The 19,838-nt window shown below is 36.3% G+C and carries 19 protein-coding genes; 8 read left to right on the top strand and 11 right to left on the bottom strand.

Going from position 1 to position 19,838, the window contains the following annotated elements; genetic code table 11:
• Positions 1–279: 279 nt before the first annotated feature.
• The 3 genes from BKP35_RS06090 to BKP35_RS06100 all read right to left on the bottom strand — a co-directional run bounded on the left by BKP35_RS06090 (position 280) and on the right by BKP35_RS06100 (position 3,172).
• Entirely contained in the window at positions 280–1,497 is a 1,218-nt protein-coding gene (locus BKP35_RS06090; RefSeq protein WP_071312498.1) for a GerMN domain-containing protein, read from the bottom strand.
• Positions 1,494–2,036, bottom strand: a complete 543-nt coding sequence (gene sigX / locus BKP35_RS06095) for an RNA polymerase sigma factor SigX (RefSeq protein ID WP_071312499.1) — start codon at positions 2,034–2,036, stop codon at positions 1,494–1,496. The genes BKP35_RS06090 and sigX overlap by 4 nt, the downstream gene beginning before the upstream one ends.
• 578 nt (positions 2,037–2,614) lie before the next feature.
• The gene (locus tag BKP35_RS06100; RefSeq protein ID WP_071312500.1) at positions 2,615–3,172 is read right to left on the bottom strand and encodes a GbsR/MarR family transcriptional regulator; all 558 of its coding nucleotides are present in this window, start codon (positions 3,170–3,172) and stop codon (positions 2,615–2,617) included.
• 432 nt (positions 3,173–3,604) lie between these two features.
• Here BKP35_RS06100 and BKP35_RS06105 point away from each other — a divergent pair, with 432 nt between their 5' ends.
• The 3 genes from BKP35_RS06105 (at position 3,605) to BKP35_RS06115 (ending at position 6,592) form a co-directional block, all read left to right on the top strand.
• Positions 3,605–4,822, top strand: a complete 1,218-nt coding sequence (locus BKP35_RS06105; protein ID WP_071312501.1) for a quaternary amine ABC transporter ATP-binding protein — start codon at positions 3,605–3,607, stop codon at positions 4,820–4,822.
• Complete coding sequence (locus BKP35_RS06110; protein WP_071312502.1) at positions 4,791–5,633, top strand: ABC transporter permease; 843 nt, start codon at positions 4,791–4,793, stop codon at positions 5,631–5,633. The genes BKP35_RS06105 and BKP35_RS06110 overlap by 32 nt, the downstream gene beginning before the upstream one ends.
• Before the next feature lie 68 nt (positions 5,634–5,701).
• Positions 5,702–6,592, top strand: coding sequence for a glycine betaine ABC transporter substrate-binding protein (locus tag BKP35_RS06115; RefSeq protein ID WP_071312503.1), 891 nt, complete (start codon positions 5,702–5,704; stop codon positions 6,590–6,592).
• An 82-nt stretch (positions 6,593–6,674) separates the two neighbouring features.
• Here the strand turns inward: BKP35_RS06115 and BKP35_RS06120 are convergent, their stop codons facing one another.
• A complete protein-coding gene (locus BKP35_RS06120) occupies positions 6,675–6,818 on the bottom strand; it encodes a BH0509 family protein (protein ID WP_071312504.1) in 144 nt (47 codons plus the stop codon).
• A 223-nt stretch (positions 6,819–7,041) separates the two neighbouring features.
• On the opposite strand from BKP35_RS06120, the gene BKP35_RS06125 reads away from it, so the two are divergent.
• Both BKP35_RS06125 and BKP35_RS06130 read left to right on the top strand, forming a co-directional pair.
• Positions 7,042–7,686 (top strand): GerMN domain-containing protein, encoded by a 645-nt coding sequence (locus BKP35_RS06125; RefSeq protein ID WP_071312505.1) that lies wholly within the window; start codon positions 7,042–7,044, stop codon positions 7,684–7,686.
• Positions 7,687–7,986: 300 nt separating this feature from the next.
• A complete protein-coding gene (locus BKP35_RS06130) occupies positions 7,987–8,544 on the top strand; it encodes a flavin reductase family protein (protein WP_071312506.1) in 558 nt (185 codons plus the stop codon).
• A gap of 213 nt (positions 8,545–8,757) precedes the next feature.
• Here the strand turns inward: BKP35_RS06130 and BKP35_RS06135 are convergent, their stop codons facing one another.
• The 3 genes from BKP35_RS06135 to BKP35_RS06145 all read right to left on the bottom strand — a co-directional run bounded on the left by BKP35_RS06135 (position 8,758) and on the right by BKP35_RS06145 (position 12,676).
• On the bottom strand, positions 8,758–10,158 hold the full coding sequence (locus tag BKP35_RS06135) for a sensor histidine kinase (protein ID WP_169819150.1): 1,401 nt from the start codon (positions 10,156–10,158) through the stop codon (positions 8,758–8,760).
• Positions 10,159–10,174: 16 nt separating this feature from the next.
• Entirely contained in the window at positions 10,175–10,879 is a 705-nt protein-coding gene (locus BKP35_RS06140; RefSeq protein ID WP_071312508.1) for a response regulator transcription factor, read from the bottom strand.
• A gap of 186 nt (positions 10,880–11,065) precedes the next feature.
• Positions 11,066–12,676, bottom strand: a complete 1,611-nt coding sequence (locus BKP35_RS06145) for a GGDEF domain-containing response regulator (RefSeq protein WP_071312509.1) — start codon at positions 12,674–12,676, stop codon at positions 11,066–11,068.
• Between the two features lie 345 nt (positions 12,677–13,021).
• Here BKP35_RS06145 and modA point away from each other — a divergent pair, with 345 nt between their 5' ends.
• Genes modA through BKP35_RS06160 form a run of 3 tightly spaced genes read left to right on the top strand, consistent with a single transcriptional unit; the run spans position 13,022 to position 15,530 of the window.
• Positions 13,022–13,798 carry a molybdate ABC transporter substrate-binding protein gene (modA, locus tag BKP35_RS06150; protein WP_071312510.1) on the top strand — a complete coding sequence of 259 codons (777 nt, stop codon included), beginning with the start codon at positions 13,022–13,024 and terminating at the stop codon, positions 13,796–13,798.
• Positions 13,799–13,809: 11 nt separating this feature from the next.
• On the top strand, positions 13,810–14,490 hold the full coding sequence (modB, locus tag BKP35_RS06155; RefSeq protein ID WP_071312511.1) for a molybdate ABC transporter permease subunit: 681 nt from the start codon (positions 13,810–13,812) through the stop codon (positions 14,488–14,490).
• Positions 14,490–15,530: a sulfate/molybdate ABC transporter ATP-binding protein gene (locus BKP35_RS06160; protein WP_071312512.1), complete on the top strand. Its 1,041-nt coding sequence runs from the start codon at positions 14,490–14,492 to the stop codon at positions 15,528–15,530. The genes modB and BKP35_RS06160 overlap by 1 nt, the downstream gene beginning before the upstream one ends.
• A gap of 137 nt (positions 15,531–15,667) precedes the next feature.
• On the opposite strand, the gene BKP35_RS06165 is transcribed toward BKP35_RS06160, so the two are convergent.
• The 4 genes from BKP35_RS06165 to BKP35_RS06180 are packed head-to-tail and all read right to left on the bottom strand — an operon-like array spanning position 15,668 to position 19,816.
• A complete protein-coding gene (locus BKP35_RS06165) occupies positions 15,668–16,579 on the bottom strand; it encodes a type II secretion system F family protein (RefSeq protein WP_071312513.1) in 912 nt (303 codons plus the stop codon).
• 4 nt (positions 16,580–16,583) lie between these two features.
• Positions 16,584–17,549 (bottom strand): type II secretion system F family protein, encoded by a 966-nt coding sequence (locus tag BKP35_RS06170; RefSeq protein WP_071312514.1) that lies wholly within the window; start codon positions 17,547–17,549, stop codon positions 16,584–16,586.
• Complete coding sequence (locus BKP35_RS06175; protein WP_071312515.1) at positions 17,546–18,985, bottom strand: TadA family conjugal transfer-associated ATPase; 1,440 nt, start codon at positions 18,983–18,985, stop codon at positions 17,546–17,548. The genes BKP35_RS06170 and BKP35_RS06175 overlap by 4 nt, the downstream gene beginning before the upstream one ends.
• Complete coding sequence (locus BKP35_RS06180; RefSeq protein ID WP_245741884.1) at positions 18,986–19,816, bottom strand: CpaE/TadZ family protein; 831 nt, start codon at positions 19,814–19,816, stop codon at positions 18,986–18,988.
• Between the last annotated feature and the right edge of the window lie 22 nt (positions 19,817–19,838).

The raw sequence follows: 19,838 nt of genomic DNA on the forward strand, positions 1-19,838 counted from the left end.
CTTGCGTTTTTCCTTGTTTTACTTGCGATCCGCCTCGTTTCACTTGCGATTTTTCCGTTTTATTTTGCACGACTACTTTTAGCAATAGTTTGCGAATGGTTTTTACGCAACTATATATTGATCTTAGTGGTGAGAATAATGAATTATGAAATTCATTTAATTTTGAACAAATTAAAAAAGCTTAGACACGACCATCTAAGCTTTTTCACATTTATATTTTTCATTCAATTAAGTGAATTTCATAATTACCAAAAGAAGTCACATCATTCAATTGTTAAATCACCTTATAAAATTCATATACTTCGGAATTTCAATCTGCTCGTTCATGACATAAGGTCCAACTTGATATAACTGATCTAAACCTTCAAATTGAACATAATTCATATCAAAATCTCGTGCCGCAAACATAATCGCTTCGACCATGATTAAATATTCCTCACGGTAACTGTCAATTGAGTTTTCATCTATAGTAACGGTGACGATATCGCCCTCTTTTTCGACATTAGTAATTACAACATCTGTCGGGATCGAAGCACTATACGCACTATTTTCGCCCCCTTGTTGCATTAACTGTAATACTTCTTCAAGACTTAAATCATCAAAGTTAGCATTAATAAGTGGATCACTCACCGTTCTACCATTTATTAAAAACTGATGTCCTGTATCCGTGTGAAAAACATAATAGCCTCGCCTTGGCCCTTGTAATTCCATCGTCTGTAACATTCCATGTTGTCCCCAAAATACACCTTGCTCACCATCAGAAGTGAATTGAATTTGATCATAACCTAATTTCGAAAATGTTTCTTGTAATGCTAAGCTATAAACTGTACTCTCCGCTGAAGTTAAATTTTCTAAGCTATTACTAGGAACGTCTATAGCGACTACTCCTTCTTGTTCTTCAGTAACAGAGTTAATTTCGATCTTAGGAAAACTCCCAATTCCAAACGCTTCTCCAGAAAATAAATCTTTTGCTACCATAAATCTATCCAATACATTATCACCTTCAGATAACACTGTTACTGGGATGACTATCTCCCCTTTTGGATAATGCGCCACAACAGCTAGTGTCACTAATTCTCCTGAAAATTCAAGTTCGTCAATCGGTTGACCAGCACTTAAATAATACCCATTATTGACTTCTTCTGTAGTTTGAATTCCTGGTGCCTCTTCTGTTCTAGCTACATCTGCTTCTTCTTCAGGGTGATCATTTATTTCCATCATTAAATTTGCATCGTCTCCCATTTCTGGAACATCGGTTGCAAATTCTGTTTCATTTAAAAACGATGGGACGAGTAATAGTAATAAGAATAGAACAGCAGCAGATGCAACGGCGGGAATAAACCAGCTTTTCTTCTTGCGGACTTTCACCTCATCTTCTTGAAGTCTTTCTTGAATCCGTTCGAATAAGGCTTCTTTACTTTGCTTATCCTCAATTTTCGGCATCTTCTTTAGTTGACTTTCAATCGTTTTTTCATCCCAATTAGAGGATCGCTTCATTTTCCCACCTCCTTTAATTCTGATTGTTCATTAACGTTAAGGAGTTCTTTCAACGCTTTAATCGCTCGATGTTGTGTTGTTTTCACTTTACTTCCTGACCAACCTAAAATCGTTGCAGTTTCACTTATTGAAAGAGATTCTATATATCTTAAAATAATTACTTGTTGTTGGTCTAATGTACATTTTCGAAGGGCGTCATACACTTGCTTCATTTCTTCGCGCTCTTCAACAATTTCTTCCGGTAAAGGATCTTCATCTTTAATTTGGTACTCTTTTTCAGATAACTCAAAGACCCCTAAAAATTTCCGTTTCTTTCGATTTTGGCTACGAATCCAATCAATCCCAACATGTCGTGCAATTGAATAAAGCCAAGTCTTTTCACTACTATCTCCTTTAAAAGATGAGTAGGAATTGAGTACTTTTATATATACTTCTTGTACTAATTCTTCAGCCACTTGACGATTACGAACCATATAAAATAAAAACTGAAATAATGCGTGGTGATAAGTTTCGTACAAGCGTTCAAATTCATGATTCACCTTTTACGTTCCCCCTTACTAATCTAGTCGATTTTTTATAAAAAAAGTTACATTAAAATTTATAAAAATTACTTCCTTTATTAATGAATTTCATAATTCCAACAAACTAGCCACATCCAACTACACCTTGTTGAGAACGATTTTAGTCCCATCGATTTAGAACCCTAGTGGCGTTAGGCGTTAAATAAATAATTATGAAATTCTTTAATTGCCATTTAAATTGTAACATTATTTTACAATAAAAAAAGACTAAAGAGTTAATCTCTCTAGTCTTTCCTACAACTTTACATACAAAACCCTCATGACCGCATACCGGCACCTTTTAGCATGAAAAAGTCGGACAATTTCCTTCTCTTCGCTGTAAAGCTACTGACCTCAATCACATCATGTGAAACTCCTTAGAGAATTCATCATGCAGCTTTGCGACGAGTAACCGCAGGAGCACCCCTCTATCTAGTTTATGAGGCTCGTTCAGGAAAATACCCCCGACTTTTTTTATACAACCCTAATGACCATACATTCACCTTTTATAATGTAAAAGTCGAGCACTGCCCTTTCCAACTATCCAACTAACCAACTTAATTAGGTTCTCGCTTCGGTACAATATCAAAGATTTCTCCTGTTTCAAATAAAGAAATTACATCATCTAACCATGTATAGTAAGCTTCTGCCTGTTTAAGTTTTGTTAAATCACTTTTAATTAACTGCTTTAAATGATCGCTACCTGTTGTATCATTTAATTCGTGTAGCATTTCCTTCGTTTCTTGGATGGCGATTGTATTTTGTTCAGTCGCATTTCTCCATCTATTAATAAAAACGTTGGAAAATGATTTATACCAATCATCCTCCGTTTTATACAAATCTTTTCTTATGCCTTTTTCCCAAACTCTCTCAACCATGTTGACCTCTACTAATGACCTAATCCCAGTACTCATACTAGTTTTACTCATGCCTAGCTCATCGCTCATTTCGTCTAATGTCATTGCATCTTCGGAAAAGAAAACCGTTCCATATAACCTCCCGACAGAATGAGATATATCATATAAATGAATATTTTTAGCAACTTCACTAACAAAGCGATCTCGTGCTTTCTTTAATTTTTCATAGTCTTGTAATTCTTGAACGTTATTATCCATCATTCCTCCTCCAACCAGTTTCATTGATTAATAGTAGTGTAACAAAGGAAAAATAAAGTTAAAAGTTTACATCTCTACCGTAAATGGGAGGATATAGTAGCATTTATAAGCATTCAATCTATATACGTTGTACAGTTTTTTCTGTACGTACTTTTTATTCGAATTCTAAAGAATATACAGTTTGTGTGATAAATAAAAAAAGAATATAGTTATAACAGCAAAAGCTAATGAATTTCATAATTCAATATCATCGCCATTAAGTAACTATATGTAGTTGCGTTAAGTCGTTCGCAACTACATATAGTTTGATATGGCTTGGTTTAGGTAATTATGAAATTCACTCAGCTGGCAGGCGAATTCTGATGTTCTTAACACTTGCTAAACATTACTTAACGCAACATAAACAATACTTAAAAGAAATAGAGGTGTACCATGGCAAAAATAAAAGTAGAAAATTTAACGAAAATCTTCGGTAAAAAGCCGAAAAAAGCGTTAGATCTTTTAAACAAAAATACATCAAAAGATGAAATTTTAAAGCTAACCGGGAATACGGTCGGTGTTAACAAAGCAGACTTTGAAGTTCAAGATGGCGAAATTTTCGTTATCATGGGATTATCAGGAAGTGGTAAGTCAACGCTCGTCCGCCTTCTTAATCGTTTAATCGAACCGACAACCGGTAATGTTTGGATTGACGGTGTCGACTTAGCAGCAATGGGTGATAAAGAGCTAAGAGAAGTTCGACGTAAAAAATTAAGTATGGTCTTTCAAAAGTTCGGGTTATTCCCGTTCCGTACCGTTCTTGAAAACGTTGAATTCGGTCTTGAAGTTCAAGGAGTAGAAAAAGATGAAAGAAAAGCAAAAGCGATTTCTTCATTGGAGTTAGTTGGTTTAGCTGGCTATGAAAATATGTATCCAAATGAATTATCTGGTGGCATGCAGCAACGTGTCGGTTTAGCTCGTGCTTTAGCAAACGACCCAGACGTTTTATTAATGGATGAAGCCTTCTCAGCTTTGGACCCATTAATTCGTAAAGATATGCAAGACGAATTACTAGACTTACAGCAAAAAATGCAAAAAACCATTATCTTTATTACGCACGATTTAGACGAAGCACTTCGAATTGGTGATCGAATTACGATTATGAAGGACGGTTCGATTGTCCAAGTTGGAACACCAGAAGATATCTTAACAAATCCAGAAAGCGATTATGTAGAAAGGTTCGTTGAAGATGTTGACCGTTCAAAAGTGTTCACAGCAAGCCACGTTATGAAGCGTCCTGAAACTGTTAATGCAGAAAAAGATGGTCCTCGTGTAGCCATGCAAAGAATGAAGGACACTGGTATTTCTAGCATTTATGTGACAAATCGTAAAAAAGAGTTACTAGGTATCGTAAGTGCTGAGGAAGTTTCTAAAGCAGTGAAAGAGAATCGTAGTTTACTAGATATTATTGAGGAAAACGTTCCTACTGTTCACCCAGATACACCGTTAAATGAACTGTTTGATGTTGTTTCAACTTCACCTGTTCCATTAGCAGTTGTAGAAGAAGGGTTACTTAAAGGAATTATTATTCGTGGAGCAGTTTTAGCTGCCTTATCATCAGGTCAGGAGGTGAACAAAGATGAGTCTACTACCGAGGCTTCCGCTAGCTGATGGAATTGATGCTGTTGTTGATTGGTTAAAAGGGTTTGATGGCTTATTCGATGTTCCAAAAGAATTTATTGGTTTTACTGTTAATCATTTAAGTAATGGTTTAAGCTTTATCCCTGCGTGGTTATTTATAATCTTATTAACTGGTTTAGCCTTTTTTGCAACGAAAAAGAGATTAGGTTTACCTGCCTTTGTTTTCTTTGGATTAATGTTTATCCATAACTTAGGCTATTGGAGTGATATGATGTTAACTCTCTCACTCGTGTTAACATCAGCTGGTATTTCTGTCATACTAGGTATTCCTTTTGGAATTTGGATGGCGAAAAACAAAACCGTAGAAAGTATTATTACGCCAATTCTAGACTTCATGCAGACGATGCCTGCATTTGTTTACTTAATTCCAGCAGTAGTGTTCTTTGGAATTGGAATGGTCCCTGGTGTTATTGCTTCTGTTATATTCGCAATGCCTCCTACTGTAAGGCTTACGAATTTAGGAATACGTCAAGTATCAACTGAGCTTATTGAAGCTTCTGATGCTTTTGGAAGTACTCCTTTACAAAAACTATTTAAAGTTCAGTTGCCAATGGCGAAAAAGACGATTATGGCTGGCGTAAACCAAAGTATCATGCTTGCTTTATCAATGGTTGTTATCGCCTCAATGATTGGTGCTGCAGGTTTAGGAACAAAAGTTTATTATGCAGTCGGCCGTAACGATGCTGGTGGTGGTTTTGAAGCAGGAATTGCGCTAGTTATTTTAGCAATCATTTTAGACCGCCTAACACAAAGCTTCAACCGTCAAAAAGGCGTAGCATAAATCGTTTTTCACTCTTTTTTTAAAAAAGGGATTAAATAAAACATAGAAAATAAGGAGAGGGTCAAAAAATGAAGAAGTACTTAAAAAGACTTAGTATCGCAGCAGGATTATCACTTACATTATTAGCTGCAGGTTGTGGTTCTGATGCGACAACTGGTGATGACAGTTCTGTAGGAGGTTCGTTAGATTACACTATTACAGGAATTGATGCAGGTGCTGGTATCATGGCTGCTACAGAAGAAGCGATCGAAGCTTACGGACTAGAAGACTACAACTTACAAACTAGCTCTTCAGCAGCGATGACAGCAGCTCTTGATGCTGCTTATACAAATGAAGAACCAATCGTTGTTACAGGTTGGACACCACACTGGAAGTTTGCTAAATATGACCTTAAATATTTAGAAGACCCACAAGGAATTTTTGGAGAGTCTGAGGTTATTCATACAATTGCTAGAGCTGGGCTTGACACAGACCACCCTTCAGCATATCAAGTATTAGAAAACTTCTACTGGGAACAGGATGACATGGGTGCAATCATGATCGATGTAAATGAAGGTGCGGATCCTGTAGACGCTGCAGCTGACTGGGTAGCGGCTAACCAAGATAAAGTATCTGAGTGGACAGACGGTGTATCTCATGTTGATGGTGACCAAATTACGTTAGCATTTGTTGCTTGGGATTCTGAAATTGCTTCAACTCATATGATCGGAAAAGTTTTAGAAGACATCGGATATGATGTAGAATTAGTATCTCTTGAAGCAGCTGGTATGTGGACTGCTGTTGCTACTGGAAGTGCTGATGCAATTGTTGCTGCTTGGTTACCAGGCACACATGCAGCATATTATGAAGACTATAAAGAGGACTTTATCGACTTAGGTGTTAACCTAGAAGGCGCTGGAATTGGTTTAGTTGTACCAGCTTACATGGATATCGACTCAATTGAAGATTTAAATAATTAAAAAAAGGGCCTGGGGCCCTTTTTTTCGTTCAGTCTGCATTTCAGTTCAACAAGGGGAAAATAAAAAGACCGATTTCCCTGAACTACTCTTGATGTTCGAGCTGAGAATAAATCGAGTTATAAATGTGTTCAACCTCTTGATCTGTCATATTTTTTAATTGACTCGATTCAACCCCATTCATTTTCTCAATAAAATTAACCATGTTTTTGCGTTCTTGTCGACTCATAATTATCTCCCCCTTTTTGTATTAGTACAATAATTAATATTGTATTTGTATTATATAACAGTTAACTTTTTTACGTCAACTGAAATTTCAAGTTTTTTAATTTTTTATTGTAACTTCTCAACATTTTTATGCTATTCTTGTAACTAACAAGCCATTTAATGAATTTCACACCATTAAAGCATCAAAATAATTTAGCCATTATACTATTAGGGAAGGTGTTAATATGAAGAAAAAAATAAGTTACCTAGTTTTAACACTGTTATTACTCCTTGTTATTTCAGCGTGTGGACAAGCAACTAGTGATAATATGCAAGAAGAAAATCTACAAGCAGGAACAGACACTGAAAAATCACAAACAAAAGATGAGACTAATGAGGAAGTCGAACAACCTGTCGAATCTAATGAGGAAACTACCAAAGTTACAAATGAAGTTGAAGTTTTAAACCCTATTAACTTGTACTTCTCTGACCTAGACTTAATGAATATTTATAGGGTTAAAGTTGATACATCATTGACAAAAGATAGTGAGGGTCTTAAAGAGGCGTTACAACTTTGGATCAACGGACCAGAACCGACTAAAGATGGTTTAACAAGTCTTCTTCCAGAAGGTGTAACGGTCCAATCTGTCGAAAATATTGATGACGTCCTTCACGTTTCATTTTCAAACGAACTACAACAAGCCAATTTAGGATCTACAGGAGAATCGTTCCTAATTCAACAAATCACCATGGTTGTAGAGCAGTTTGGCTATAACGAAGTATTTATCTTAATTGATGGTGAAATAGATACAGAGTTTTTAGGACATGTCGGCTTAGACCAAATATTTACTACAAATTCTCCTGAAGACTACGAATTATATACAAACTAAAGAAAAATCACTGAGTAATATTTCTTATTAAGCAATGAAAACCTTGACCTTCCACATCTTCTGTGGGGAGCCAAGGTTTTTTCTATGAAAAGGTGCATCACTATTGAAAATCAACTATACTATGAGTAGTAATACTTTAATGAATTTCATCATTCAATATTATCGCCATTACGTATCTATATGTAGTTGCGTTAAATCGCTAGCTTCTACACATAGTTTGATATTGCTTAATGTAGGTAATTATGAAATTCACTCACTTACATACATAAAAAATATTAATTGCTTTAGGAAGGTGAAATTATGCTTAAAAGTACAGATGAAACGGTACTCCATTGTTACCCTGGATTAATTGCATTAGTTACTGCCGAGTGGAATGGAACGAAAAATATTATGGCTGCTGGCTGGCACTCATACATATCTTTTGCACCACCTATTTACGGTGTCGCGATTGCAGAAGAACGTTTTACTCACCATTTAGTAAAAAATTCGGGCGAATTCGCTATTCAGTTTGTTCCTGCTGAATTTGCCAAATATATTGAAGGGTCCGGTAAACTGACTGGAAACGATGGCGACAAATTCGAAGCTTTAAATATCCCTTATAAAAAAGGTGAAACGATTAATTCTCCTATTCTGACAGAAGCTTATGTCGTTTACGAATGTAAAGTGAAAGACATTCAAAAATATGGCGATCACGACTGGATCGTCGGAGATATTACGAAATTCCATAAAGATGAAACTCGCTTTGACGGATTTAGCCCTAATTGGAACAAGCTTGAAATGCCTCTTTACGTTGGTCAATCTGAGTATTTAATTGCCAATAAAGACTCGAAAAAGATCTCCATTGATTTAAAGAAGTAGTCTTTAATAACCAAATTAAACTTGCTTTTTTACGTTGCTTTTCGGGTTCTTGTAAAAAAATGAGCTTTAGTGACAGGCTAATTTGTCTCCAAAGCTCATTTCTCATTTTCTTTATCTTAAGACCATCAAAGCCTCTAATCTATGTGTAACCATTTGAATAGTTAGGTCCAATTCGTGCTTATTTCGTAGTGCTTTAAATACGAGACACTCAACTTATTCCCCTTTAGGAATTTTAATATAAAAGCTAGTACCTTTCCCTTCTTCACTTTTCACATCTACACTACCATTATGAACTTCAACAATCTCCTTAACAATCGCTAACCCTAGACCACTGCCTCCACTTTCACGAGAACGGGACTTATCAACTCGATAGAAGCGTTCGAAAATGTAAGGCAAATCTTCCTTTCCAATGCCGACGCCAGTATCACTAATTTCGATGATTACGTCAGTTTCCTTTTCTACAACTACTATTTTTATCGAGCCGCCTTTTGGTGTATAGCGAATACTATTTTCAAGAATGTTGATTACTGCTTGGCCTAGTCGCTGTTGATCAATACAAACGGTAATTTCATTATTAGTTGAAATAGCCTCACAATGAATCGATAAGTTATCCAACATAAGCTGCCTTGTAGCGACTATCGCTTCAAGCCATGGTAAAACATTAACCTTCTCTTTATGAAGGATAATTTTACCTTCTTCTAGCTTTGTAAGCTGAAATAAATCACTGACTAAATATTCCATCCTTTTTGCTTCATTATAAATAACATCTAAATTTCGACGCCACTCTTTATCATCTACCGTTGGTGCATCTTTCATAACTGCAGAGTACCCTTTAATATAAGTGATTGGTGTTCGTAAGTCATGCGAAATATGTGAGATAAACTGTCGTTTTGAATCACGGAAATCTTTTAATTGCTTGGTCATAACCCGAATATCTTCGGCTAATTGGCCAACTTCATCTTCACCATAAACGGTTAGTTTTGTATCAAAATCACCTTTGGCAATTTCTCGCGTTGTCTCCCCCATTTTAATGAGTGGCATAGAAATAACTTTCGTTAAATATAGGGTTAAAGCTATTCCGATAATAAAAGCAAATAACCCCATTGAAAAAAGCAAAAAGAATAGTTGCATCTTCGCTTTTTCAAATTCACCAGTATCTTTGTCAATAAAAAATAAACCGGTTAGCTGCCCTTCTTTATATATCGGTTGATACGCCCATATGTGAGGAATATGAAAGTCAATCCCAGTATCGACATATTCTAATGTTTCACCGCCTGTTTGATATTGATATTTCACCCACTCCTCATACTGACTCAACCACTGATCACTTATAGGATGAGAAGAATAAATCAGCTCAAAGTCTGGACTGAAATAAACTAAATGGGCATGGCGCTCGCGATTTTTTTCTATAATAAAGTATGAGATCACCTCTTCATCATAACCATTTTCAATCATTGATGTATATGCTCGTAATTCTTCATACACTTCATGTGATAAGTGTTCTTTATAAAAATTTTTAAAAAAGTGATAAGAAAATAGTACCATCGTACTAATAATCAGTAAAAGTATAAGTAAAACGAATATCGTTATTTTCTGTGACAGCCTTCGTTTCAAAAATTTTATCATCCCTCTAATTCTTAGACCCTTCTTCAATCATTTGATATCCAACGCCCCAAACCGTTTCAATAATTTGTTTTGTGTATCCAACTTCTTTTAACTTTTCACGAATGTTTTTAATATGTGTATCAATCGTTCGAGCATCGCCTTCGTAATAATCGTCCCATTCTAACTGAACAAGCTGCTCTCTACTGTATACTCTTCCAGGGCTTTTGGCTAGTCGAACCAACACTTTATACTCTTTTTTCGTTAACGGAAGTGCTTGATCTTGATACGAAACTTTTAATTTATTTTCTTCAAATTTCAAACCATGTAAGATGAAATTAACGGTTTCTTTTTCATCTTCTTTTTTTGCACGTCTCATGATCGAGTGTATTCTTGCAACGAGCTCCCTCGGTTCAAATGGTTTAACGATATAGTCATCAGCACCTAGCTGTAAACCTTCAACAATCCGTTCTGTATCGCCTAATGCGGTTAATAGAATGATTGGAATATCTTTATCAATCATTTCTCGTACATTCATTAATACTTCAAATCCATCAATTGTCGGCATCATAATATCAAGAATAATTAAATCATATTTATTGTCGATTAATTTTTGCATTGCATCATAACCTGTTTGCGCCTCATCCATCTCATATCCATAAGGTTTTAAACATACGGTTAAAAGGGTACGCATTTCTTTTTCGTCATCAACAATTAAAACTTTATAAGCCATTCTAATCACCCCTTTTAGTAAACTTCCGATCCAATTATTTCAGTATAATATGTTAAAATTTATATCTGCAATATCATCTTCATCACTCGAATAACCTTCATAAAATATACTATATTTTTATGAAAAAAGTGTGGAGATAAAATCGAGGAATAAGGCTATTTTAAGAAGTGCCCTATTCCCCCAATTTTACATCATTCTTTTTACTAGTCGCTTCACTCTTGCTTCTAATTCTGCAACGCTAAAAGGCTTCGTTAAGTAATCGTCGGCACCTAGCTCAAGCGCTCTTACGATATCTTCTTCACTTTTTCTTCCGGTAAGCATAAGAACGATATATTTGTCCTCTTGATATTCATGCCTAAGCTTACGAAGAACTTCAAGCCCGTCCATTCCCGGCATAATACCATCTAATAAAATAAGAAACTTCCCTGGTTGTTTATGCCAATGAGATGTAAAAAATGTTTCTCCGTCTCGAAACGATTGTAAGTCAATATCAGTCTTGCCAAAAGATAGTTTTGACAGTCGGTCTTTCACTAATTCATGAACAACTGCACTATCATCAATAACTGCAATATGAATAGCATTCTTTTTCGCCACCGGTACTCCATGGTTTTGATCATAAATACAAACTTGATTGCGCCCATTATTTTTTGCATCGTATAGAGCGGTGTCTGCCTGTTTGACGTACTCTTCAATCTCAGTACTAGGATTATCCACTTCAACAACACCCGCCGAAAAAGTTACTGAAAAACTTTCACCTTGCTCCGAAAGAAACGAAATTGCAGAGAACTCTTTTAATAGTCGTTCAACAAAGGTTTTAGCTTCTTCCTTTTTTGTATGCGGTAGTAATAATATAAATTCTTCCCCACCGTAGCGTATCAAATAATCAGAGCTTCTTTTATTCTTTAAAATACATTGAGCGAAGCCACTTAATACAATATCACCGACAATATGTCCGTGTTTATCATTAACTTTCTTAAAATTGTCTAAATCTATTACTACTAGTGTTAGTGCACTTTTCTTTCTTGTTAATTCATATAAATACCTGCTTAATTCCATCTTAAAAAACTTGCGATTAAAAGCGCCAGTTAGTTCATCAATAAGTACAGCATTACTTGCCATCTCTTTAGATTTAATTCGATTTTCTACCCTGACGAGTAACTCATCAAACTCAAAAGGTTTAACAAGATAATCTGCTGCACCCCTCTTATATCCTCTTAATCTTGTTTCTTTTGTATCTTCTGAGCTTAAAAGAATAATCGGTATCAAATATGCTTGTGATTTTTCGAAAAGTGTATCTAATAACTCAAATCCATTTTCACCTTGTAAACCGATACCTAACAAAATACAATCCGGTTTTTGATCATAAAAAAGCTTTAACGCTTTATTTGCCGATAGTGCCGCCAATACCATATATCCTTCTTTTTCTAAGTTCGCTTTTAGAGCATTCACCGTTGTAATATCTTCATCGACAAGGAGGATTAATTTTTCATTTTCTGTAATCTTTCCAATTTTTTCCTCCTCGCGCTGTACTTCTTCATTTATAGTGTCCTTAGCAAATATAAACTGAAGAAAAGGTTGCCATTCATCTATGCCCCAAGGCCGGCTTTCAATTTCGTTTACTTGTTCTATTTTTTGTTCGGCCTCTTTAGAAATATCAACCAATCCTATTGAAGCAGCAGTTCCTTTCACCGTATGAAGGAAACGGTAAATATGCCCTTCTTCAACAAAATCTTTTAACTCCCACTGATTTAATGTCTTTTTCATCCGCTCAAAAAACATTTTTTGATATTTCTCCATTTTTTCTCCCCTTATATTAATCTATATTAATTCCATCCTGCGATCTTCCTACTAATTTATATGCAAGTCGCTATAAGTCTTTTTATGTAGTCTATATACCCTATTTTTACAATAAAAAAGCGAAAAGTCTATCTCATTCGACAGTTTTTTGTAAAAATTTTATCGTTCCTCCATTTAAAATGATTTTTTAGTCACCATTAGTTTGTTATTATATATAAGAGTGAATTTTCTAAGCATGCGCTTGTCTACGATCGATCACAAAGTGAAAAGCAACTATCTTTTAGAAAAGAGCCAAACTTTTAATTAGAAGAAGGTTTGAAATGGACGAGTTAAAGGGGTAATCACATGGCAAACACACGTATTTTATTACTGATCATTGTGCTTTTATTTATAAATATTTCACTAGGTTGTGCTACAAATAATGATGTTAATGAGCGTAAACAAGAGCTTCACGTTGCTGCAGCAAGTAACTTAGTACAAGTATTTACTGAGTTAGGGCAACAATTTGAAGAAGAACACCCGATTGAATTAGTTTTTAGTTTCGGTTCTTCTGGACAGATATCAGACCAAATCATTAACGGTGCCCCATACGATATGTTCACTCCAGCCAATATCGAGTTTCTAGACCAATTAGGTAATGAAGGTTTATTACTAGAAGAAAACTATACGACATATGCATTTGGAACGATTGGCTTTTCGACATTAAAAGAAAATGATCTCCAGGTGGATACTTTTGAAGACCTTCTTAATGACGATATTGTCAAAATCGCTATCGCTAACCCAGAGCATGCACCGTACGGCATGGCTGCGAAACAAGCACTTGAAGAAGCAGACGTATGGGGGAAGGTAGAAGAAAAGTTAGTGTATGGAAGAAATATTTCCGATACGTTAGCATTATTACAAACGAAAAATGTCGAAGTAGCAATGATCGCTTTATCATTAAAAGATGAAGAAACATTAACTTTTACACCGATAAACGAGCAGCTACATAAGCCTTTAAACCACTCGATTTCTATTTTAAAAAGGTCGGAGAAACAAGAAGAAGCTCAAGCTTTTATTGATTTCTTATTAAGTGAACGAGGGCAACAAACATTGGTGGAGTATGGGTATTCCCTTCCTTAAGGAGTTTCAATATGGATCAAATTAATTTATTTCCATTATATTTGTCTTTAAGAGTGGCTTTAACGGCAACGGTAATTACCATTTTTATCGGACTTCCTATTGCTTATTATTTAAGTCGTTCCCGTGGTAGATTTGCGGACTTTTTAGATACAGTGATCACGTTACCGATTGTTCTTCCACCGACCGTCCTAGGTTACTACTTACTAGTACTTTTAGGTAGACAAAGTTCAATTGGTAGTTTTCTTGAAGAACGGTTTAACATTATGATCGTCTTTACACCGACGGGGGCTATTATTGCTGCTACAGTTGTCTCAATTCCGTTTTTAATTAAGTCTGCAAAAGCAGCCTTTTTAGGAATTGATCAAAATGTTGTCAATGCTGCCCGTGTATTAGGAAGAACAGAATTAAATATCTTTTTAACGATCACCGTACCGCTTGCTTGGCGAGGGATTGCTGCCGGCATTACGTTAGGATTTGCCCGAGCATTAGGAGATTTCGGAACAACATTAATGGTCGCTGGTAGCATTCCTAACCAAACGATGACGATGCCGATCGCCATCTATGATGCGCTACTTGCAGGGAATCGTGAACTTGCAAATATACTTGTCTTTATTATGACAGCTGTCTCCCTCCTCGTTTTATATACGATTAACCGCCTTGAAAAACGTGTGTCGAAAGGAGTGGCTAAGTAATGTTAGATGTGAATATTAATAAGGATCTCGGTGATTTCCATTTAAATGTCGAGTTTCAAGTCGAAAGTGGGATTATCGGTATTTTAGGCCCTTCTGGCTGTGGAAAAAGTTTAACATTACAAGCGATTGCTGGTTTATTAACTCCTGATACTGGACGTATAGCGATTGGGGAACGTACTCTTTTTGATACAGAGCAAAAGGTAAATATTCCAACTCGACAACGAAATGTTGGTTATGTTTTTCAAAACTATGCTCTTTTCCCTCATCTAACTGTTGCTGAAAATATCGGATATGGTCTAAAGGGGCTACCGAAACAGGAAGTACAAAAACAAGTAGACGATATTTTAGAAACTGTCCAACTTAAAGGGTTAGCAAAACGCTACCCTAATGAGCTATCTGGCGGACAACAACAACGGGTGGCATTAGCAAGAACTCTAGTTACAAAACCCGATATTCTACTATTAGATGAACCTTTTTCAGCATTAGATCAACATGTAAAAAAAATGCTAGAACTAGAACTTTTAGAAATTATTAAACACAATTTTTCCGGAGTCGTACTTTTTGTCACTCATAACATCGAAGAAGCTTACCGCCTATGTGATTACATTTGTTTGTATGATTGTGGTCGTAATATTCAATTTGGAAAGAAAGTGGACGTATTAAGGCAACCAGTGAATAAGGCGGCTGCCCGGATTGTTGGTTGTGAAAATATTTACGAAATCGATTCTTATGAAGGTCACTTCGTCACTGTTGGGGGCTTACAGTTAAAAACCGCTAATACAGATGCGCAAGAAGGAAAATACGTAGGAATTCACAGCTATGATGTTACTTTTGTTACAGATGAAAATGATTGTACGACGAATACATTTCGTTTCGATGTTAGGAACATCGTTGAAGGCATCGACCATTCAACAATTACAGTTACGGTAGGTGACTTGATTTTCAAAGTTGACGTTCGAAAAGATAACGTTAAACAAATTACCGCAGGTGACACACTTCTCTACTTACCACCTGAAAAGATTTTCTTATTGGGTGTCTGACACCTTGTGATATTTTCACAAGGTGTCAGACACCGCTCGTGGACATTTCGGCAATTTGTCCACCTGAGACGCACACGAAAGCGGCCGCCTACTAAGGTCAGCCGCTTTCTATATAATGGAAAATCACTTACTTCTTTTTAAAACGCCTCGATAAACTGAATAACCGCCGGTCCTAAAAGAACGATAAAGAGACTAGGAAAAATGAAAAGTACGAGTGGAAATAACATTTTAATTGGGGCTTTCATTGCTTCTTCTTCGGCTCGTTGTTTTCTACGCTCTCGAACTTCATTCGATTGAACTCTTAACACTTGAACCATTCCGATCCCTAGCTTCTCAGCTTGCAAAATATTACTAATTAAAACACTCACTTCATCAACGACGAGCCTTTCCTTTACTCCTACTAGTGCTTCACGCCTCGTTTTTCCGAGACGGATTTCTTCTAAACAACGATGAAACTCTTGTGATAAGACGCCGTTTTTTTTGGCGACGACTTTACTTAATGCCGCATCAAAGCCGAGCCCTGCCTCTAAGCTAACCGTCAGTAAATCTAAAATATCAGGTAATTGTTTTAACGCTAAATGGCTTCTCGTTTTAATTTTTTGCTTCAAATAAAAATGTGGTAAAAAAAGACTCATCACCAAACCAAATAATGCAAATATAAATACTGCTGCAAAAGAAGCCTTTAACATGACAGCATAAACTCCAAAAAAGAATGGTAATAAAAGCATTAGCGCTAATTGTAGCAACCGGAATTCAACGGTTGCCATACCAAATGGGTTTCCTGCTTGAAGTAACTTGATTTCTAACTTTGCTTCTTTTTCTCCTGGAACACGACGTCGTTTAAAGCTTTTTTTGAGCTCTAACCAAAGCGGATAACATATGCGTTTGAAAAATGAGGGAGCCGTTTCTTCCTCAGCACTTTGCTTCTGTTTTTCTTTATTTAAAAACATGGCCATCCGTCTTTGAATCCTTTGCCTTCGTTCATCATGAAATAGTAAAAATGCGTATAAAAACAGTGTAATCGTAAAGAAAAAGGTGAAATAAACCATCCTCCTACACCTCAATTACTGTTAATTTTCGGATTAAAATGAAACCAATGATTCCGGCAACAAGTCCAATAAGGATCATCCCAAGACCGATCGGATGAGAAAAAAGTGTTCCGATATAGTCAGGTTCAATAAAGTAAATAACGATGGCTAATATAATCGGTAAAAGGCCAATGACAATTCCCGAAAGTCTCCCTTGCGCCGTTAACGTTAAGATTTGCTGCTGAATTCTCGTTCGATCACGAATTGTTTCAACGATTTTATCTAAAACGGTAGCTAAGTTACCGCCCACTTGCCTTTGGATTAAAATTGCTTGAATCATTAATTCTAAGTCTTCACTTGGCATTCGTTCTTTTAAACTTGTCAATGCTTCCTCAATTGAACTTCCGTATTGCATCTCACGAAGAACGATCTCCATTTCCTCTTTCATTGGTGAATTTGCTTCTTCCACAACCGTCTTTAATGCTTGCGGAAAACTAAACCCTGCTCTAAGTGAACCAACAACCGTCGTGATCATATCTGGCAAACTATCATTAAACTTTTTCATTCTTTCTAATTGCTTCTTTTTTACCCACCAAATCGGGATAAAGTAACCAATAAAAAATCCTAAAAATAAAAAGAATAAATTACCGGATAAAATATATAAAAACATTCCTAATAAAGCAGTTGAGATAAATTGAAACAACAAATATTCTTCTGGCTTTAAAGGTACCCCCGCTCTTTTTAACGATAAATCTAACTTAATATCTTTCTTTTTCGTTAATAGACGATTTTTTAACTGCTGATTTGCGACTCGAAACTGAACGATGAAATTGAACTTTTTACGGTCAAGCTTTATGCCCTCAGGACCCTTTTTCAAATAATGTTTAATCCTTTTTTGCATACGTTTATCTGTCAAAAAAAACAATTGAAAAATGGCAATAAAAAATAAACAAGATGAAAATAGGACAAGGAGGATTAATAAATATGTCATTCTCCCCAATCCTCCTCATCGATAAATACGCTAGGGGGAATATGGATCCCAGAACTTTCTAAGCGACTATAAAATTTAGGTCTTACCCCGGTTGGGACAAGTCGACCGATAATTTTTCCTTCTTCATCGACACCTTCTTGTTGAAAAGAAAAAATATCTTGAAGAACAATCACGTCCCCTTCCATTCCCTGTACTTCAGTTATATTTACAATTTTTCTCGTTCCATCTTTAAGCCTTGATTGCTGTATAATGACATCGATCGCACCAGCAATTTGTTCACGAATCGCTTTGATCGGTAGGTCAATTCCTGCTAAAAGCACCATCGTTTCAAGTCTTGAAATCATATCGCGCGGACTATTGGAATGACCGGTAGCAAGTGAACCATCATGACCAGTATTCATCGCTTGGAGCATATCTAACGCCTCTCCACCACGAACCTCCCCAATAACAATCCGATCTGGTCTCATTCGAAGTGAGTTACGCACGAGGTCTCGAATCGTAATCCCACCCTTTCCTTCAATGTTCGGAGGACGCGATTCTAGCGATACGACATGATCTTGCCAAAGTTGCAACTCTGCAGCATCTTCAATCGTAATAATCCGTTGATTATTTGGAATAAACGAAGATAGCACATTTAACGTCGTCGTTTTTCCTGATCCTGTACCACCACTAACAAAAATATTTAAATTTGCCTTGACACACGCTTCGATGAACGTTGCCATTTCCGGGGTGACCGTTCCAAAGTTTATAAGGTCATCAATTTGAAAAGGATCTTGAGAAAACTTTCGAATCGTTACTGTCGGTCCTACTAACGCTAAAGGGGGGATAATGGCATTAACCCTTGAGCCGTCCGGTAATCGTGCATCAACCATTGGACTACTTTCATCTATTCTCCTACCAATTGGAGCAACAATTTTATCAATGACTTGGAGAACGTGGTCATCATCGCGAAACGTGACGTCTGACAGTTCAATCTTACCTTTTCGCTCGACGAAAACTTGATTCGGTCCATTGACCATTACTTCTGAAATAGTAGGATCCATTAGTAAAGGATTAATCGGTCCAAAACCGGTTAAGTCATTAGCGAGTTCCGTGACCACTTTTTTTCGATCAATGTTACCTCGAAAATTTTCATCTTCTTTAATAATTTCTATCGCTAGTTCATCTAATTTTTCAACAATCTCGTCTACTTCTGCATCTTTATATTCAGTAATAATTTTTTTATGGAGTCTCGCTTTTAACTCTTGGTGCTTCGTTAATTCTTTTCGCCTTTGTTTTTGTTTTCCTATTTCTTGCTTTTCACGAGAAGGTTTTGCTTCTTTCGTTTGTCTAAAAGCTGTGACAAAATCGTTTTTCACAATAGGGGTTTTATCCTCGGTTACCTCTGTCTCGGGGTGCTCTACTTTCTTTTCTTGAATTCGCTTTAAAAGGCTCATCTATCCACCCTCCTTTATGCGTTTTGACTGTTGAAATAGTTTTGACCAAATCGATGGCTCTTTTTGTTTAAATACCATTATCTCTCGCCTCGACGTTAATTGTTCGGCCATTTTAAAATAAGCTTTTGAAATGTCGGTTTTCCCTTGGTTAATGACAAACGGAATACCGATATTTAGAGATTGTGAGGCAACGTTAAAATCATTCGGAATATAATACGGACTTTCAATTCCTAAAATTCCCGATACATCTCCCGCATTTATGACACTCGTCATCGTCGACCTGTTGATAACAATCTGTACTTTATCTTCTAACCCTAACGTCTCGAGCGTTTCTAACATTAATTTTGTATTTTTTAATGTTGCCATCTCTAATGTTGTCACTAGTAAAATTTGATCCGCTTTTTCAATGAAAGGAAGATTTTTCTCTTGCAGTCCAACACCTGTATCTGCTAAAACATAATCATGCTCTAGGGCTAACAGATCTAATACCTTATCAATAATTGGCTCGTTAATTAAGTCCGCATACTCTGGGCGATCAGGTGCAGATAAAACTTTTATGCCACTTTCATGCTTATTTAAAAAGTTTACGAGACTATATTGATCTAAACTATCAGCCTCTTCAACAATATCTTTAATACTTAACGTCGATTGGATGTCTAATGCAAGCCCTATATCACCAAACTGGAAGTCACCATCGACAACACTAATTTGAATATTTTTCTTTCTAAGGGCAATGGCGAGGTTAACGGTTAACACAGTTCGGCCAACTCCACCCTTTGCGCTACAAACAGCTATAATTTCCCCACGTTGACTTTTTTCTCGATGAGCCATTCCCGTCACCTCCATCGCGTTT

The organism is Anaerobacillus arseniciselenatis, from assembly GCF_001865995.1.
GTDB classification, from domain to species: domain Bacteria; phylum Bacillota; class Bacilli; order Bacillales; family Anaerobacillaceae; genus Anaerobacillus; species Anaerobacillus arseniciselenatis.

Bases quoted from the DNA above. Each gene is read 5' to 3' on its own strand.
- BKP35_RS06180 (WP_245741884.1), bottom strand. From the start codon at position 19,816: ATGGCTCATCGAGAAAAAAGTCAACGTGGGGAAATTATAGCTGTTTGT.
- BKP35_RS06130 (WP_071312506.1), top strand. From the start codon at position 7,987: ATGCTTAAAAGTACAGATGAAACGGTACTCCATTGTTACCCTGGATTA.
- BKP35_RS06120 (WP_071312504.1), bottom strand. From the start codon at position 6,818: ATGAGTCGACAAGAACGCAAAAACATGGTTAATTTTATTGAGAAAATG.
- modA (WP_071312510.1), top strand. From the start codon at position 13,022: ATGGCAAACACACGTATTTTATTACTGATCATTGTGCTTTTATTTATA.
- BKP35_RS06175 (WP_071312515.1), bottom strand. From the start codon at position 18,985: ATGAGCCTTTTAAAGCGAATTCAAGAAAAGAAAGTAGAGCACCCCGAG.
- BKP35_RS06100 (WP_071312500.1), bottom strand. From the start codon at position 3,172: ATGGATAATAACGTTCAAGAATTACAAGACTATGAAAAATTAAAGAAA.
- BKP35_RS06160 (WP_071312512.1), top strand. From the start codon at position 14,490: ATGTTAGATGTGAATATTAATAAGGATCTCGGTGATTTCCATTTAAAT.
- BKP35_RS06115 (WP_071312503.1), top strand. From the start codon at position 5,702: ATGAAGAAGTACTTAAAAAGACTTAGTATCGCAGCAGGATTATCACTT.
- BKP35_RS06090 (WP_071312498.1), bottom strand. From the start codon at position 1,497: ATGAAGCGATCCTCTAATTGGGATGAAAAAACGATTGAAAGTCAACTA.
- BKP35_RS06170 (WP_071312514.1), bottom strand. From the start codon at position 17,549: ATGACATATTTATTAATCCTCCTTGTCCTATTTTCATCTTGTTTATTT.
- BKP35_RS06125 (WP_071312505.1), top strand. From the start codon at position 7,042: ATGAAGAAAAAAATAAGTTACCTAGTTTTAACACTGTTATTACTCCTT.
- BKP35_RS06145 (WP_071312509.1), bottom strand. From the start codon at position 12,676: ATGGAGAAATATCAAAAAATGTTTTTTGAGCGGATGAAAAAGACATTA.
- BKP35_RS06165 (WP_071312513.1), bottom strand. From the start codon at position 16,579: ATGGTTTATTTCACCTTTTTCTTTACGATTACACTGTTTTTATACGCA.
- BKP35_RS06110 (WP_071312502.1), top strand. From the start codon at position 4,791: ATGAGTCTACTACCGAGGCTTCCGCTAGCTGATGGAATTGATGCTGTT.
- BKP35_RS06105 (WP_071312501.1), top strand. From the start codon at position 3,605: ATGGCAAAAATAAAAGTAGAAAATTTAACGAAAATCTTCGGTAAAAAG.
- modB (WP_071312511.1), top strand. From the start codon at position 13,810: ATGGATCAAATTAATTTATTTCCATTATATTTGTCTTTAAGAGTGGCT.
- BKP35_RS06140 (WP_071312508.1), bottom strand. From the start codon at position 10,879: ATGGCTTATAAAGTTTTAATTGTTGATGACGAAAAAGAAATGCGTACC.